Source organism: Prochlorococcus marinus str. MIT 9314 (assembly GCF_000760035.1).
In the GTDB taxonomy this organism is placed as follows: Bacteria; Cyanobacteriota; Cyanobacteriia; order PCC-6307; family Cyanobiaceae; genus Prochlorococcus_A; species Prochlorococcus_A marinus_B.
In genome coordinates this window covers 18400-35112 of record NZ_JNAO01000002.1, presented here as the reverse complement: position 1 = coordinate 35112, position 16713 = coordinate 18400, and the positions used below count along the sequence as shown (strand labels likewise).

Genomic DNA, 16713 nt, shown 5'->3' with positions numbered 1-16713 from the left:
AGTGATTAGTCCAAATAGTTTACAAATTAGCAAAAATTGGTGGATTCAATTTCCTTATCATTTGAGGTTAATAACCAAGATAAGATTTTTCGCTGCATTTGGAGCAGGAGGTGTTATTTATTTAACATCACTTATTTTTAATAATCTAGGATTATCGGCGACAGATATTGGCCTGGGATTTACCATTTCAGCAATAATTGGAACCGTAACAAGACTCTTTACAGGTAATTATCTTAATAAAACGGGAAAAATACAATTTCCGATAATTACTTCTTCAATACTAAGTATTGCCGCTAGCTTATGCCTCATTTTTTCAAGAGATACTTTTTTGTACATAATTGGACAATCACTTGTTGGGGCTGCTGCAGGAATATATTGGCCTGCTGCCGAGTTTGGGGTGCCCTATTTTTGTCATCCTATCGAAACACGTAAAGCTTATGCCCTTGTTAGAAGTTCGGAAGCTTTAGGAATATTTCTAGGGGTATTCTTAGGGGGGTATATGACGAGTTTTTTGTATTCTAAATCAATATTTATAAATGATATATTTTGCATGTTAGTTATCACGTATTTAATATCTAGAAATAGTTCTTCTATAAAAAGAAACTTAGAAAATTTTCAAAAAAAATTAGTAGATCCAATTAATCAGGGACAATTGAAATGGAATAAAAATTCAACAATAATAATTTTATCTATTTTATTGATAACTACCTCTTTAGCCTTGATACAAGTAACTTTGCCTCTGGATCTTGTTAAAGGTGGAGTATATCGCAATGCATTGAGCAAAGAAATTATTAGTCTTATAATTTCTATTCAGTTAATTTTATTGTTGTTTTTACAATGGCCTGTCGGTTCTTGGATATCCAAAAAAGAAAGATTATTTGGCTTGAAATTTAGTTTAATAAATTTCTCTTTCGCTTCATTTTTATTATTTATTTCTAGTTATTTAAATATCCCAGCGTTTTATTTAATTTCTTTGGCATTGATTTTAGTAAGTTTAGGGACTGCTTCATTTCTTCCAACATCAACAGATGTCGTTTTCAGAATAGCTCCTTCAAATAAAAAAGGTTTTGCACTTGCTTTACTATCACAATGTTTTGCTATGGGTTATTTTTTTGGACCATTTATTTCAGGACGCATATTAGATCTATTTGGTTATGCTTCAATAATCTGGCTTTCAATTTCTTGTTGTTGCTTTATTGCATTTACAATTCTATTTAAGAGATTATTTTAATTAATCTTTTCTAATTCAATAATTCTTCTCTCTCTTAGAAATAAGAAAAAAGGGGCAGAAAATGCGAAGGCTATAAGAAAAGTTCCAATGTATACAACCCACATATTCTTCATGTTTAGCTTTTTTGATTCATTTACTATCCATATAAAAATAGCGCTTGCACCTACTAATAAGTCTCTAGAAATTGACTGAGCTGCAGGGTTTGAATTCGCTAAAGAAATGAAGTTATTTATATCAAAGCTGTTTCCATATTCCCTAGCAAATTCGAAATTTGCCAACATTGGCAGAACAGCCCCCAAAATTGATAGAAAAAGGTAAAGAAAAGATAGTATCTGTTTATTATCTTTTAAAATGTTAAATGAATTCACTTGTCAAAAATATTTCTTTTAATAATAGTATTTAAAAGCTTATGGTTGTTGAAAAGAATAATAAAGTTGAAGACTATAAATTTAAAAAAGGAAATTTAAATTTTGCCGTTGTTGGTCATGTTGAGTGGATAAATTTTTTAAAGGTTGATCAATTACCAAAACCAGGAGTCATTTCTCATTCTGAAAAGTCACTTGATTATCCAGCTGGTGGTGGATCTATTATCGCGAAAATACTTTCTGATTTAACTTCAAACCAAATTCATTTTTTTACTTCATTAGGTAATGATGATTATGGAGATAAGTGTTTCAAGATTCTCTCAAATATGGGAATTAAGTTACATGTAGCTTGGCGTGATAAACCAACTAGAAGAGGATTTAGTTTAATTGACTCTCAAGGTGAAAGAGCAATAACAGTTATTGGAGAAAGGTTAGCTCCAACTCATAAAGACAATTTAGAATGGAACATTTTAAAAAAAATGGACGGAATTTTTATTACTGCATCTGATTCAGAGATTTTTAAAATGGCTAGATCGGCTTCAATACTGTGTACAACACCAAGGGTAGGATTAAATACAATTAATAATTCAAATGTTCTTTTAGATGGATTAATAGGCAGTAATCTTGATCCCGGAGAAGTTTTTTCTTTTTCTGAATTATCGTTAAAACCCAAATATACTATTAAAACCGAGGGAGAGAAGGGAGGCATTATATTCCCAGGAGGAAGATATAAGGCTCTTAAAAACAACAAACTAAAAGTTGATTCTTATGGATGTGGTGATTCTTTTGCTGCGGGTATTCTTTATGGAATGGCATCTAAATGGGATATAGATAAAAGTTTAAATCTTGCTAAAGTAATGGGAAGAGACGCTAGTGAATTTTTCGGACCATATGCAAATAATGATGAAAAATAATTGAATTAACTCTTACATGAGCAATTTAGATAATAAAAATAAAAATATTCTTGTAGAAAATATTATTGTTTTCTTTTTATTTACTGTTTTTTTGGTTTTTAAATCTTTGAAAACTTTATCTAGAATTTTTACTTATGGAATCTTAAGGAAAGAAATATTAACTACTAAAAGTAACTTAGGCGTAGATATTAAAATAAAAATTAAATAGTTAATGAATATATTTTTATTTTTTCTAATTTTAGGAGTTATTTTTTGGGTCTACAAAAAAATTAAATCTAAAAAATCAAAGAACTTAAAATTAAATAAATTTAAAAATAAACTTCAAAGCACGCAAACAAATATTGAAAGAATTTTTTTAAGAGAGGAAGAAAAAACCTTTTCAAACCCTAATATAAATATCTATATTGGGAGTTATGATGACGAAGAAAATATTAATAGGAAATCTAATATTCACAGAGCAAGGCTTTCAAAATTTAAGAAATCCAAATTAAATGGTGAAATGATATTTCAAGATTATGAACAAAGGATTTACAAATTTAATAATGGTAAGAAAGTTTATTTATGAGGAGTTTACTTTTGGTTTTTGTTCTAACTACACTCAAGACTTTCTCTGGTTGAAACGCCTGTTGTTGGATTGATTCCATCAGCAATTTCACAAAGATTTCTTTGATCTTCGCTGTCAAGAATAGCGTAAGAAAAATCTGCTCCTTCTATTTGAGCTCCTGCAAAACTGCTACCTGATGCGATCATATTTATTAAAACAGCATTTCTAAGATCTGTTTTTTGGAAATTAACTCGATCAGAAAGAGTATCGGTCAGGTCGATTCCATTTAAATTAGAACCTTTTAAATCAGATAGGGTTAAGGTTGTCCCATGTAAATCAACGTCACTAAAATCTGCATCTCTCGCAACTGCTCCAGCTATAGATGACAAATGAAGATCCTCTCCATGGAAATCAAATCCAGTAATATTAGATCTTACATAACTTGGAACTTCATCTCCCTCGCCCTTAACAGCTACATTTGCCCCAGCAAAAACTGGAGAGGATAAAACTAAGAAAGAAAAAGTTATGCATAAAAAAAATCTTAAAAATCTGAAAAATTTCATACTAGAGAATTCGAATATTATTATTTTATAACAATTAGATAATTTTTAAAATTGATGACTAAATTTGGAACTCCTTTTTAAAATTATTTAACACTATAAATTTTGAATCTAGGCTCTAAATTAGTTATACAATCTAGAAGTTTTTTGTTATCTCTGCTATTCGTAACCTTGAATTCAGATTCAACTGTACCTTCTTTATCTCTTATAGCTTGATTTAAAACTATGGAACCGTTTTCGTCAGATACTGATCTATGAAAAGTTCCTCTAGGTATTCTTAAAATGTATCCGCAAGATTCTAATCTAACTTTATAAAAAGGATAATCCCAGCCAAAATTGACAAGAAAAAATGTTCTTCCCCCTGAGATAGCCAGTAGATTATCTTCTTGATTGTGATGTATGTAAAATTGCCAATTCTTAAATTCTTCATCATTTGGAGGACTAACTGCAGGCCCGCTGTGAATAACTAGATCTCTATAGTTTGATTCATTAACACTAATATCAAAAAATCTTACATCTTTTGTATCGCGAAATTTTTCATAACTTATCAATTCAAACATTTTCGATTTGTTTGATTTGATAACTGGAATTTCTAAACTTGAGTTCAATTTTCTTTAAAGATTACACAAATGAAAACAGATATATATATCCAAGAACGTATCAATTAACACTAAAAAAGAAACATATTATTATTTATATTTTTTTGTTATATTAAAAGATTAAAAATTTAGTGTTTATTTAATTTCAAGAGGTTTGATTTCCCAGGATAAAGTATTTTCTAAATTATTTTTTCCTATAAAATTTCCTTTAATTACAGAGGTTAAATTAGATTTTGAAGAGGATACCAATGTTAAATATCTATCATCTATTAATCCTTTTCCGCTTGGATCAAAACCTCTCCAACCAGCACCTGGAATATATAATTCAGCCCAAGCGTGTAAATCCAACTCAGAGGGTAATGGATCTTCAAAATGATAACCACTTACAAACCTACTTGGGATACCTATAGACCTGCAAGCTTCAACCATTAGCATTGCTAAATCTCTGCATGAACCTATACGTTCTCTTAGCGTTCTGCTAGCCGGCCATGCTGGACCAGTATGTCTTTTGGTATATTTAACCCGATCTTGAATAATTTCTATTAGTTGGTATGTAAATGATAATGCGTTATTAATGCTTCCTGCTAAGGCTTCTTGGGCAAGTTCTACAGCAGAGGGATCGTGTTGTCCATTTGGCATCCACCCCTCTAATGCTCCCTGTAGATCTCTGTTAATAATGCTTCTACAAAAAGGTAATGTTAAATCTCTATTTTTCACTCCATCAATGATGTTTGGATGTTTAATAGTTTCAACTTCGCTGATTGATTCAATAGTTAAATTATCTGTTAATCCATTGAATCTGATTCTATTAATCTCTTCTCCGCTGGCAGCAAGTAATGGATAAATAATTTCTGGTTCTGGAGTTATTTTTAATTCAAAATTCTTTAGCTTTTGGAATCCATTTGACCTTGGCTTTATACATAATCTATGCTCGCCTAATTGAACAGGGTCTTCGTATTTATATTCAAGTTTGTGAAGGTATTTAATTCTCATTAATAAACTTATTAATTAATAAAATATTTTTCTTGAATGAGTTCGTTTAATTTATTTAAATCCATTTGCAATGAATCGATTGCCTCATGTAAACCATTATTGATTATATCTTCAATTCTGATATAACTCCACTTTGCTTTAAGCAAACCTCTCATGCATTCTAGTTCTGAAGGATTTTCAGTTGAAGGAGAGGTATCAATTGTTTTAAGAGTATTGCTTATCCCATCAAGACAGTATCTTACTGATCTCGGAAAAATTGGATCAAGTAAAAGAAATCTTGCAACTGAATTAGGCTTTATAGAATTTTGCTCTGCTTTCCTAAACATTTGATAAGCTCCAGCTGAACGTAAAAGTGCTATCCATTGCAACTCATCAAGAACTCCTCCAAGTTCATCTAAGCTGGGAAGGAGTAAATAATATTTCACATCTAAAATTCTTGATGTTTTGTCAGCTCTTTCGATTAATCTTCCAAGAATGCTAAATCTCCAGGCAAGATCTTTGCTTAGAGTCGCATCTGTAATTCCATAAAAAAGCTGACATTCCCTCCTTATTTCACTTAATTGTTCTTGTCTTGGTTTATTCCATATTGCTTCTCCTTCTTGCATATTCCAATATAAAATATTAATCTGTTCCCACATTTCTGTGGTCATGACATCTCTGATTTGTCTTGCATTTTCTCTTGCCATTTGAATGCAAGAAATTATGCTATTTGGGTTTAAACGATCTCTTATTAAAAAATTAATAACGTCATCGGGTTTTTTCTCTGGGAATCTTTTATCAAAAGATTCTCTATCACTCGAAGCATCAATTAACGGGAGCCAAGGTTCTGCACTTCCTGGCGGACAATCTAATGACATAGCTTCACTTACTTCCACGAAACGAGATATGTTTTCTGCACGTTCTAAATAACGATTGATCCAATAAAGAGATTCTGCTACACGACTTAAAAGCATATTATTTACCTACAACCCATGTATCTTTGCATCCTCCGCCTTGAGAAGAATTGACGACTAATGATCCTTTTTTTAATGCTACCCTCGTAAGCCCACCAGGGCTTACCCATGAATCTTTCCCTCTCAAGATATATGGTCTTAAATCAACATGACATGGATAGAGTTCTCCATCACATAACGATGGCACAGTAGATAATTCTAAGGTTGGTTGTGCTATGAAATTTCTAGGATTTTTTTTAATTTTATTGGCAAATTCTTCTATCTCACTTGTTGTTGAGTGAGGTCCAATTAACATTCCATAACCCCCGGCTTCTGCGACAGACTTAACAACAAGTTTTGGTAAATTCTCAAGGACATAATCTCGATCCTTTTGGTAATGACAAATATACGTTTCTACATTTTTAATAATAATTTCTTCATCAAGATAATATTTAATCATTTTTGGAACAAATGAATAAATCATTTTGTCATCTGCTATTCCAGTCCCAGGCGCATTTGCCAAAGCAACATGACCTGCCTTAAAAACATCAAGTAATCCGCTAACACCAAGGCAGGAATCTTTTCTGAAATTAAGAGGATCTAGGAAATCATCATCAATTCTTCTGTAAATGACATCTACTCTTTTTAATCCAGAGGTAGTTTTTAAATATACATAATCATCATTACAAACTAAGTCATGACCCTGAACTAGTTGGATGCCCATTTCTTGAGCTAAATAACTATGTTCAAAATAAGCACTATTAAAAATTCCAGGAGTAAGTAGAACTATCTTGGGAGTATCTGTCCATACTGCAAGTTCTTGAAGAGTTTTTAAAAGATATGATGGATATTCATCAATTGGTTTTACTATTCTTCCAGAGAAAAGATTAGGAAAAATATTTTTCATAACTAATCTATTTTCTAAAAAATAAGCAACCCCAGAAGGGCACCTTAAATTATCTTCTAAAACATGCCAATCTCCTTTTCTGTCCCTTATTAAATCAAGTCCTGAAATTTGACACCATTTATTTAATGGCGGTTTGAAGCCTATCATTTGAGGTCTCCAACCTTCTGAACTCTCTATTAATTCTCTTGGAATTATTCCATCATTAATTATTTTTTGGGAATTATAAATATCATCTAGGAATAAATCAATTGCCTCAAGCCTTTGTTTTAGCCCTTTTTCTAAAGTTACCCAATCATCTCTACTAATTATTCTAGGAAGTGGATCAAAAGGTAATATTCTCTCAGTACCTTTTAAACCAGTATCATTTAATCTAAAAGTTGCACCATGTCTTAATAATAATTTTTTTGCTGCAGAATGATTCCTGTTTAATTCCTCAAGACCCATATTATCTAAAGATGAAAGAAGTGGAATCAATATTTCTCTAGCAGAGTTAACATTATCCTTAAAATATTCATCAAAACTATTTTTAGGCTGATAACTTGAAAACATATATTTCATCGTTTAGTAACTTTTACTTTAGCTTTATATCTTTATTCGTATTTATAGCTACCAAAAATAATATCTCTTTACTCGATCTATATCATTATTTTGATCATTGAAGTATATTTCTTAAAAATCTAAAATGCATGAGTTCTAATAATTGGCAATTTGTTTTTTTTAGATATTTCGCTAGCTTTCTTTTTATTCTCTCTCACAGTTTGCTGGTTCTTGATCATCTACCAGTAGGGGCGGCACTTCATGGACTTGGGGAAGTTTTTATTGCGCCTTGGGCTTTTAGGGAAAGAGCATGGGATCTTGTCGTTATTGCAGTTTTATTTTTCTTCTTCGATATCTGGGGTCTTATAAACACTCCTTGGAATTAATTGATATTATTTATTTACCAATTCTGGGAAAATCATAATAAAAAATGAAGTCTTATTTTTATCAATTTTATAAAATAATTTTTCTATTACTACTTACAAACATTTCCAATTTGTATGCACATAATTTATTTAATGGTGGTTGCAAAGAACATTGTGGGCAAAAAGTTAAAGTAATAAATAATAAAAACAAATTAAAAAATATTGATGATCAAATAAATATTGAGAGTAAAAATTCTTGTTTAAATAAATCTCTTTGCAGAGGATGATCACTTAAAAATTTTCCAAATTTTTTTTAATTGGATCTTTGATGATTATCATTATTGTAAAGTAGATACTATTTCTTAAGTAATATTTAGAAATTAAAAATTATATTCTAATATTAAAATTTAAAATAAATATTTTTAAGCATTAAATGATTTTAATTGATGATTTTTTTATCCACTTTATATCTAAAGAAAGCAAATTATAAGAATCTATTTTCCATTTTTCTATATCCAAATTATTTTTAAATTTTTCATCATGCAAGAATTTTGGTAAATCATGAACTATCTTTATAAATCCATCGACAACACAAAACTGGCCAGGATTAAGAACATTTTGGTTGATTTGACTTTGTCCGACATAACCTAAGTCAATAATTTCTTGTTGAAATTCTAAAAATATAAAAATCTCAAAAAGATTAAATTCAAATTCTTTGAAATATTTATAATAGGGATCCCAACTTCTTTCCATTGTAGGTAAATTGATTAAAAAAATTAATGTGTGACTTTAGTTACTTTTAGCAGAAGAAAAACTTTTTATAGTTAAAAATATATTGAATTTTTAATGAACTTTTTTGGGATTGGGATACCAGAAATCGCTGTAATTGTTGTACTTGCATTACTAATTTTTGGGCCAAAACGTTTGCCTCAACTTGGGAAAACCATTGGTAAAACCATAAAAGGTTTACAATCTGCTTCTAAGGAATTCGAGAGTGAAATAAATAAAACTCTCAAACTTAACGAAAATGATGATTGATCAATGATTGGTTTATATTTCTAAAAAACGAACGAAATTACTTACCACTTTTTATAGGGCAAGAATTTACCACACATTTTTACCAAGACCCTATCCCCTTTTGGATCTTCAACCTTATCAACTTCAATTGAAAAGTCAATTGCACTCATGATTCCATCACCAAACTTTTCTTGTATTACATCTTTCATTGGTAGCCCATATACTTGCATTATTTCATAAAATCTGTAAATAAGAGGATCTGTAGGAACAACAGGATCTAGGCAGCCTTTTACTGGCGGTGTTGTTAATTGATCTTCTATTTCTGATTGTAGATCAAGAGCATTAATTAAAATATTAGATTCTCCTTGAGAAGCTGTAGCTTGCCCATAAAATAAGCTAGCAACCCAGACTTCGTCTCTATTAATCAATTTACCTAAATCTTCAAAGGATAATTTTTTTTCTTTTTTTGCTTTTAATAGTACTTTTGTAAATGAGGGTAAAGTCATGATAAATTTTTGATTTTTATAATTGCAGAAGAAGTTTAAGAAACCTCTTCTACAGCTCTTGTTTCTCTTAATAAATGTTTTTCCAAACGCAATTTTATTTTTAAATAATTAGGGTCTTGTTCAATCTTTTGCCTATCGCGGGGTCTTTCCAAATCAACAGAAATTTCCTCAGAAATTGTGGCAGAGGGACCGCTTGACATTAAAACAATCTTGTCAGACAAAAGCAAGGCTTCTTCAATACTATGAGTAATTAATACAACGGTTACTTTATTTTTTCTCCAAATGGATAATAATTCATCTTGCAAATAGGATCTGGTTAATGCATCAAGAGCCCCGAATGGTTCATCCATTAACAACATATTTGGATTTATAGACAAGGCTCTGGCTATTGCAACTCTTTGCTTCATCCCTCCAGATAATTCTTTTGGAAATTTATTTGAAGCTTTTTCTAACCCAACCATTGACAAATATTTTCTAGCTCTTTCTTTAATATCTGGTTTTGTTTTTGCTGGGAAAACAGTATTTAAGGCAAACTCAATATTTTGAATAGTTGTTAACCATGGCATCAGCGCATAATTCTGAAAAATGACTCCTCTATCAGGACCTGGACCTTTTATGGAATAACCATCAATAAGAATTTTTCCTGCAGTTGGAGTTTGTAAGCCAGCTATTAGATTTAATAAAGTTGACTTGCCACAACCTGAGGGACCTATTATTGAAACAAATTTGTTCTTCTCAATTTTTAAATTAATGTCCTTTATAGCCTCAAATCCGCCCTTGATTCCTTTGGCTCTAAAATCGAGAAACTTCTTTTCTTTAAAAAAAATCTTACCTAAATTGACTAATTCAAGGTGAGAATAATTTTTATTAGAGTTAGATGTTTTTGATGATTTTTTAATCATTTTATCAAAAGGTTTATATACTGTAATCGAATTTATCTTGAAGAAATCCAAAAAATTGATCCAAAATAAATCCTGTGAATCCAATAATTATTATTGCAACAAATATATTTTCAAGAGATAAATTATTCCATTCGTTCCAAATAAAATAACCAATTCCTGTACCCAATAGCATTTCTGCAGCAACAATCACAAGCCAAGCAGTTCCCATAGATATTCTCATCCCTGCAAGAATATTTGGCATGATTGCTGGTAAAATAACCCTCCTAATAGTTATTGATTTACTTGCCCCTAAAGATTTAGAAACTCTCAAATAATCAGGATTAATACTAGCTACACCAAAAGCAGTATTAATTAAAGTTGGCCAAATACTGGTGATGAAAATAACAAAAATTCCTGTTATCTCCGAGTTTCTAAAAACAAAAAGTCCTACAGGTAGCCAAGCTAAAGGAGAAACTGGTTTTAAAAGTTGCACATATGGATTTAAAGAAGACTGAGCTAGCTTTGACATTCCCATTAGAACACCCAAAGGAATAGCTACTAAAACAGCCAAGCTATAGCCAATTAATACTCTTCTTAAACTTATAAGTAGGTTAGTTCCAATTCCCAAATCATTTGGACCATTATCAAAAAATGGATCAGATACCCACCAGATTAATGATCCTATTGTTTTAAAAGACCCTGGGAAATTTTTTACTAATAAACCTTGTTGAGCAATTACTTGCCAGATAATAATAAATATTAAGAGACTTAAAATTGCTACTGCAAAAGTAAGCCTTGTAGAAATAGCTTTGTTCATCATCAAGATTATTTAATTAGAATTTCGAAATTGTTGTATTAATAAATACCAATAAATATAATTTTTTATTTATTAAAAACCATCCCTCTTAATTTGATCTTTAATGTATTTCATTGGATTGCTAGGGTCAAATTCATCATAAGCTAAGATTTCTTTTCTAAATCTTGCTGTTGGTGGATTACCTCCCATTTCCCTTTCGAGGGCTTGAGCTTCATCTGTTAGAAATATTGAAGCACTATTAGGGTTAAAATCGCCTGCTTGAATTGCTGCAACTGCACCTCCTAAATCCCAACGAATTAATTGAGATTGAATCCAGTGAGAGAAGCTTTGCCATGGATATGGTTTGAAATCTATTCTATCAGGTACATTTTGAGTCTTACCTAGTCCATCTTCAAATTTACCTGTAAGAACAGCTTCAACAACTTCAGTAGGTTGATTAAGAAATCCTCTTCCGGAGATAGCTTTAGCAACTTCTTTTCTGTTAGAAGGAGTTGAGACATAAGCAGCAGCATCAATAATAGATTTATTAAGAGCTCTGAAAGTTTCAGGATGTTCTTTAATCCAAGGTTCCCCTGCTGCAAAGGCACAACATGGATGACCTGGCCATAATTCTTTAGTAAGAAGATGTATGAAACCTGCATCTTCGTAAACTGCCCTTTGATTAAATGGATCTGGCATTAAATATGCGTCGATATCCCCAGCAACTAATTGCGCAATACTATCTGGTGGTGGAACAGGACGAATCTGAACGTCTTTATCTGGATCAACACCACCTTTGGCTAAATAATATCTCAATAAAAGGTTATGCATTGAGTATGGGAATGGAACTCCAAAAACGAATCCTTTCATGTCAGCAGGACCATTTACTTTCCCTTTATGACGTTTAGCAACAGTAATAGCTTGACCATTTATATTTTCAATACTTGCTAGTTTCACACTAAATGGCGCAGTTCCTAATCCAAGTGTCATGGAAATTGGCATTGGCGCAAGCATATGGTAGGCATCTAATTCACCAGCAATTGCAGAATCTCTTACTGCACCCCAACTTGGCATTTTGACAACTTTTACATCCATACCAAACTTGTTATAGAAACCCATTGGTTCCGCCATAATGATGGGAGAGGCACAAGTTATAGGTATGAAACCAACTCTTAAAGTTTGTTTCTCTAAATTATTGACATTAATTGGAGTGTCATCGATTGGTTGTTTAGCAGGTTTATTCTGATTAGAACAAGCAACTGTAATAAGTGCTGCACCTGCAGCCAAGCTAGATAAAAACTGTCTTCTACCCATTGGTGAAGAAGCTTTTGTATTAGCAAAGAACTTCCCTGCTTGTGGTCCAAATGCTGCTTGAAATGCTTGATCTAAACCACCAGCTTCTTTAGCTAATTCTCTAAGCAATTGTTCTTTGTATGGATCACCATTAGAAGCGTTTTTATAAAATAAAAGATCTCTCATTTCTGCAGTTGAAATAGCATCAGCAATTTCATAAGCCTCATTTTTGATGAGCCCCATCCTAGAAAAATCTGAAATTATTTCAGCAGGGTCATCTGGCATGTCTGCCATAAAATTTTCATGATCATTTCCTATTGGCCGACATTCTATGCATGCACAGTAATAACCATGATCGTTTGAGGGATTTAAAAAGTTATTTTTAAGAAATGTTTTATTACTTGATGGGTTATTCTCTGAAGTCTGATCTGAGGTTTTACATTCAAAATTATATTTTTGAGTAAAATTACTAGCTGGAATAATCATTTAATAATATTTGTTCTTAATGTCTAAATTATTTATGTAGAGTTACTTTTGAGATGTATAAATAAATACTTTTTAAAATAATAAGTATAAATATTTTTGAACGAAAATATTGCACAAACTAAAAAAAAAATAGCTTAAGAAACCAATCATGTTAATTAGGTTTAATATTTTTAAAATATAAAAATGATTATCATTTTCATTAGGTTGAGTATTTTTTTTAAATTAAAATTTGATTATCATTTTCATTTTATATAAATATAATTTTAAATTTTTACCTTACATAAATCATTAAAGATTAAATATTTAAGATAAAAAATAAAATTTAGAAAAAAAGTTATCAATTTAAATTTTCAATTTATTTTATAAATTTGCTCTTTGATGCCTTTCATTAAAAGACTATTTGCTTGATAATTTCTATTAGGAGGATTGATTTGATTTTTAATTAAAAAAATAAAAGTATATATTAATGGTAGAAGTAATGAGGATGCAGCAACTAAAGCAATTATCTGGTTTAACCTAATAAATGGTTTTTTTACGAGATCCTCTCCGCACAAGCCACAAATCAGAATCCCTTTTGAAGATTGTTTAGGAAATTGATATTTAGGATTGCAATATGGGCAATAATATCGAACCATTTTTAAATTTAATTGTTTTAATCATTATCTATAAAACTAGAAGAAAGTCATCTTATTAAAAAAAGAGGGCTAATTTAAGCCCTCTTTTATTTTTTACTTATATTTTTTACTGAAGTTAATAACGTACCTAAATCATGGATCCTTGTTGCTAACTTCTTTTAAGCTAATGCTCACCAAAATTAACTAATTGTCTTTAACTGGGGCAAAAACTCTAGAATTAAGCTTGTTTCTTAAAGGGCACCTAAACGATGCAGAAGAAGGAAGCTTAGACATTAATAAAAAATAATTGGAGCAGTTAATTAAATTAGTTCGGTTTATTCCGAAATTTCAGGCAGGCTATCGATCATTTTGAAAGACCTCCTAGAACTCAACAGTATAAAATTAGGAAAATATTTCTCTAAAGACAATCCGTTTTTATACGCATTGCTTTTTTATTAAAAATGTCCGAGAGTGGTAATCAATTGCGTTAATTTTTTTGGGATATTTTTAGTAAGTTTTGCTTATTTCTTTCGATATTTAATTCGACTATCTTGATTTTAAATAATTGAGGAACTCTTTTATGAATCATTCGAAAGAAGTTAGGAAAGTTGATCAATCTAATCCTATAGACGAATATTTTCAATGCCTCTCATATTGTGATATTCACCCAAAAGGTATTGATAATGACTGTGAAGTCATTTGTATGGAAAGACATTTAAAAGCTAACTATTGGTAATTTTATAAATTTCTAATTTTACTTAAATCCCTTAGAAAAAAGGTTTGTACGAACTTTAAATTTCCATACATTTACAACACCTTTTGCATTAACTGCTGCAATTGCACAATCATCAGGTCTCCATGATATTGCCCCTACCAAATCTCCGGCGAATGCAGCCCCAACTGGGTCCCCATTGCCGTCATTTTTTAGGAAACTTGCTACAACAGAACCATCCCTAGATCCTGAGGCTACAAGCATTCCTTTATTTGAAAAGGCTAAGCTCGAAATAGGCTCTGTATGGTGACATAGCTCTCCTGGCATTGTCCCTTCTGGACCATTGCCTATAAAGCTCCATACTGTAATTCTTTCACTGCCGCTAGTCGCTAATAATTTTCCGCTGTCATCAAAAGAAAGGTGACTTGGTTTTCCAGGGTATCCAGTCATTTCGGCATCCATTCCTGTTGATCTTCTCCAAAAATGAACTGAATTGTCTTGACTCCCACAGGCGACTATATCTCCATCAGGGCTTAATTCCATAGAGACCAATGATCCTTGCCACTCAAGTTTTTGATTCGTTTTATTATTAACAATGTCAAAGAATGTCACTCTGCCATAGCATGCAGTTGCGAGCTCATTTTTATTTGACCATGTTATTGCACTTACTGTGCTTGGATGATCTTCTGAGATCCATTTCTCTTCTCCAATTTCATTAAAAACATATACTTTTTTTGAGGAAGCTATCGCTAGAAATAAACCATCATTAGACCACTTGAGGTGCTCTACCCAACCCTTACCAAGATCAAGTGTTTTAATAACTTTACCTTCATGGCAATTACAAATTTGAACATTTCCATCCTGACCTGATGTTGCAAAAATTTCACCCTCTGGATGAATAGCCATTGCTAATAGACCACCGGAGTGTGTATTTTCTTTTTTCCAAATAATTTTTCCAGTATCTCCTTCGAACGAAAAAAGACCTCCTGCTACGTCGCCAACAATAAATTGTTTTCCTTTAAGAGCCCAGCCACATGCTATGGCGTAATCGTTAACTTCAGCAGTCCATCCTTCATGGAACATGCCTCTTGGGCTAAATGGTTCTATATCAGGCATTTATCAAAGCCTTCTTGCATCTCTTTCTCATTTAGATTTCTACCGATAAAAACAAGTTGATTTCTACGAGGTTCGTTACCCCATTCTTTGTCAGGTTGTGCAGTAAATAACATGTGTACTCCCTGGAAAACTATTCGCCTTGGGTTACCTGAGTAACTTATGAAACCTTTAGTTCTGAATATATCCACCCCTTTTTCTGAGAGAAGCCTTCCCATCCAAGTATTTAGTTTTTCTGGGTCAACATCTCCAAAACGCTCTATAGCAATTGAGCCTACCTCATCATCATGTTCATGCTCTGCTTGCCAGAACCTTTCAGTATTAAATGGAATCTCTTTATTTTCGTCACTTTTAATGACTTTCATATTGAATTCTTCAGCAGTGTGCTGTGTAAACAAACCTATTTTTGTTGGTTCTTCTATGTTCAGGATGAAGGATTTATTTCCTTTATCCTCCAATTTGAGATTTATATGTTCTCCATATGGAATAGTATTTCCAGGATCTAAACTATTAGCTTTTTCTGCATAAAGTCTTACGGAGGATTCAGCACCATCTTTAAGTTCCTCCTCATTCTCTCCTTGGTTAACGAGGGCTACTAGAGACATTTCTGGATCGGGTCCTTCTTCTAGCATTAATTCATATTTACCTGCATCAAGATCGTAAACACCTGTCCATTCAAAAGGATATTCTGGTTCAAGAAATGTTGGTCTGCGTTTAAGGATCTGATCAAGATCAAATGCACTTAGATTTAAGACAGTTTCAATGGGTACTTTGGCATTCTCGGCTCTAATAATTCGGGTCATTCGGTTCATATCTCTCAATCTCGATTCAAGAGTAGCTAGTGTATCATCAGAGACTAAATCAGTTTTATTAAGGACCAGAACATCTGCAAATGCTACTTGTTCTGAACTTTCATCACTCCTGCCTAGCTGTTGATCAATGTGGGCAGCATCAACTAAAGTCACAATTCCATCAAGAGTGAATTCAGAACTAATCTCTTCATCCATGAAAAATGTCTGAGCAACTGGGCCTGGATCTGCTAATCCTGTCGTCTCTACTAAAACATAGTCAAACTTATCTCTTCTTTTCATAAGGTTGCCAAGGACTCTTATTAGATCACCGCGAACAGTACAACAAATGCACCCGTTTGACATCTCAAACACTTCTTCATCGGCATTAATTACGAGACCTTGATCTATACCTACTTCACCGTATTCATTCTCAATTACGGCTATTCTTTTTCCGTGCTCTTCACTTAAAATTCTATTAAGCAAAGTAGTCTTCCCTGATCCTAAGAATCCAGTGAGGATGGTTACGGGAACTTTATCTTGGATGCTCATTTACTGAT

The 16713-nt window shown here is 31.9% G+C and carries 21 protein-coding genes; 7 read left to right on the top strand and 14 right to left on the bottom strand.

What is annotated here, in order from left to right; genetic code table 11:
- Window position 1: 1 nt before the first annotated feature.
- Window positions 2-1231 (top strand): MFS transporter, encoded by a 1230-nt coding sequence (locus EU98_RS07800; protein ID WP_032515028.1) that lies wholly within the window; start codon window positions 2-4, stop codon window positions 1229-1231.
- Here the strand turns inward: EU98_RS07800 and EU98_RS07805 are convergent.
- On the bottom strand, window positions 1228-1599 hold the full coding sequence (locus tag EU98_RS07805; RefSeq protein ID WP_032515027.1) for a DUF2834 domain-containing protein: 372 nt from the start codon (window positions 1597-1599) through the stop codon (window positions 1228-1230). The two genes, EU98_RS07800 and EU98_RS07805, sit on opposite strands and share 4 nt — an antisense overlap.
- Window positions 1600-1640: 41 nt before the next feature.
- On the opposite strand from EU98_RS07805, the gene EU98_RS07810 reads away from it, so the two are divergent.
- Both EU98_RS07810 and EU98_RS07820 read left to right on the top strand, forming a co-directional pair.
- Window positions 1641-2510, top strand: a complete 870-nt coding sequence (locus EU98_RS07810; RefSeq protein ID WP_032515026.1) for a carbohydrate kinase family protein — start codon at window positions 1641-1643, stop codon at window positions 2508-2510.
- Between the two features lie 211 nt (window positions 2511-2721).
- Window positions 2722-3075: a hypothetical protein gene (locus EU98_RS07820; RefSeq protein WP_032515025.1), complete on the top strand. Its 354-nt coding sequence runs from the start codon at window positions 2722-2724 to the stop codon at window positions 3073-3075.
- Between the two features lie 23 nt (window positions 3076-3098).
- On the opposite strand, the gene EU98_RS07825 is transcribed toward EU98_RS07820, so the two are convergent.
- The 5 genes from EU98_RS07825 to EU98_RS07845 all read right to left on the bottom strand — a co-directional run bounded on the left by EU98_RS07825 (window position 3099) and on the right by EU98_RS07845 (window position 7603).
- A complete protein-coding gene (locus EU98_RS07825) occupies window positions 3099-3617 on the bottom strand; it encodes a pentapeptide repeat-containing protein (protein WP_032515024.1) in 519 nt (172 codons plus the stop codon).
- An 83-nt stretch (window positions 3618-3700) separates the two neighbouring features.
- Window positions 3701-4174, bottom strand: a complete 474-nt coding sequence (locus EU98_RS07830; RefSeq protein WP_032515104.1) for a hypothetical protein — start codon at window positions 4172-4174, stop codon at window positions 3701-3703.
- A 174-nt stretch (window positions 4175-4348) separates the two neighbouring features.
- Window positions 4349-5206 (bottom strand): transglutaminase family protein, encoded by an 858-nt coding sequence (locus EU98_RS07835; RefSeq protein WP_032515023.1) that lies wholly within the window; start codon window positions 5204-5206, stop codon window positions 4349-4351.
- Between the two features lie 11 nt (window positions 5207-5217).
- Complete coding sequence (locus EU98_RS07840; RefSeq protein WP_032515022.1) at window positions 5218-6159, bottom strand: alpha-E domain-containing protein; 942 nt, start codon at window positions 6157-6159, stop codon at window positions 5218-5220.
- 1 nt (window position 6160) lies between these two features.
- Complete coding sequence (locus EU98_RS07845; protein ID WP_032515021.1) at window positions 6161-7603, bottom strand: circularly permuted type 2 ATP-grasp protein; 1443 nt, start codon at window positions 7601-7603, stop codon at window positions 6161-6163.
- Between the two features lie 200 nt (window positions 7604-7803).
- On the opposite strand from EU98_RS07845, the gene EU98_RS07850 reads away from it, so the two are divergent.
- Both EU98_RS07850 and EU98_RS0108695 read left to right on the top strand, forming a co-directional pair.
- A complete protein-coding gene (locus tag EU98_RS07850; RefSeq protein WP_413352872.1) occupies window positions 7804-7968 on the top strand; it encodes a hypothetical protein in 165 nt (54 codons plus the stop codon).
- Window positions 7969-8012: 44 nt separating this feature from the next.
- Window positions 8013-8234 (top strand): hypothetical protein, encoded by a 222-nt coding sequence (locus tag EU98_RS0108695; RefSeq protein WP_032515019.1) that lies wholly within the window; start codon window positions 8013-8015, stop codon window positions 8232-8234.
- 142 nt (window positions 8235-8376) lie between these two features.
- Here EU98_RS0108695 and EU98_RS07855 read toward each other — a convergent pair whose 3' ends face one another.
- On the bottom strand, window positions 8377-8700 hold the full coding sequence (locus EU98_RS07855) for a hypothetical protein (protein WP_032515018.1): 324 nt from the start codon (window positions 8698-8700) through the stop codon (window positions 8377-8379).
- Between the two features lie 93 nt (window positions 8701-8793).
- Here EU98_RS07855 and EU98_RS07860 point away from each other — a divergent pair, with 93 nt between their 5' ends.
- Complete coding sequence (locus EU98_RS07860) at window positions 8794-8985, top strand: TatA/E family twin arginine-targeting protein translocase (protein WP_032515017.1); 192 nt, start codon at window positions 8794-8796, stop codon at window positions 8983-8985.
- 41 nt (window positions 8986-9026) lie between these two features.
- Here the strand turns inward: EU98_RS07860 and cynS are convergent, their stop codons facing one another.
- The 5 genes from cynS to EU98_RS0108690 all read right to left on the bottom strand — a co-directional run bounded on the left by cynS (window position 9027) and on the right by EU98_RS0108690 (window position 13561).
- Window positions 9027-9470 (bottom strand): cyanase, encoded by a 444-nt coding sequence (cynS, locus tag EU98_RS07865; protein WP_032515016.1) that lies wholly within the window; start codon window positions 9468-9470, stop codon window positions 9027-9029.
- 35 nt (window positions 9471-9505) lie between these two features.
- Window positions 9506-10372, bottom strand: coding sequence for an ABC transporter ATP-binding protein (locus EU98_RS07870; protein WP_032515103.1), 867 nt, complete (start codon window positions 10370-10372; stop codon window positions 9506-9508).
- A gap of 13 nt (window positions 10373-10385) precedes the next feature.
- Entirely contained in the window at window positions 10386-11171 is a 786-nt protein-coding gene (gene ntrB / locus EU98_RS07875; protein ID WP_032515015.1) for a nitrate ABC transporter permease, read from the bottom strand.
- 69 nt (window positions 11172-11240) lie between these two features.
- Window positions 11241-12926, bottom strand: a complete 1686-nt coding sequence (locus EU98_RS07880; protein WP_032515014.1) for an ABC transporter substrate-binding protein — start codon at window positions 12924-12926, stop codon at window positions 11241-11243.
- Window positions 12927-13276: 350 nt separating this feature from the next.
- Window positions 13277-13561, bottom strand: a complete 285-nt coding sequence (locus EU98_RS0108690) for a hypothetical protein (protein WP_032515013.1) — start codon at window positions 13559-13561, stop codon at window positions 13277-13279.
- Between the two features lie 559 nt (window positions 13562-14120).
- On the opposite strand from EU98_RS0108690, the gene EU98_RS09700 reads away from it, so the two are divergent.
- Complete coding sequence (locus EU98_RS09700) at window positions 14121-14276, top strand: hypothetical protein (RefSeq protein WP_193742982.1); 156 nt, start codon at window positions 14121-14123, stop codon at window positions 14274-14276.
- An 18-nt stretch (window positions 14277-14294) separates the two neighbouring features.
- Here the strand turns inward: EU98_RS09700 and EU98_RS07885 are convergent, their stop codons facing one another.
- Window positions 14295-15368, bottom strand: coding sequence for a WD40 repeat domain-containing protein (locus EU98_RS07885; RefSeq protein WP_032515012.1), 1074 nt, complete (start codon window positions 15366-15368; stop codon window positions 14295-14297).
- Window positions 15356-16705 carry a CobW family GTP-binding protein gene (locus tag EU98_RS07890; protein ID WP_032515011.1) on the bottom strand — a complete coding sequence of 450 codons (1350 nt, stop codon included), beginning with the start codon at window positions 16703-16705 and terminating at the stop codon, window positions 15356-15358. The genes EU98_RS07885 and EU98_RS07890 overlap by 13 nt, the downstream gene beginning before the upstream one ends.
- Window positions 16706-16713: the final 8 nt, after the last annotated feature.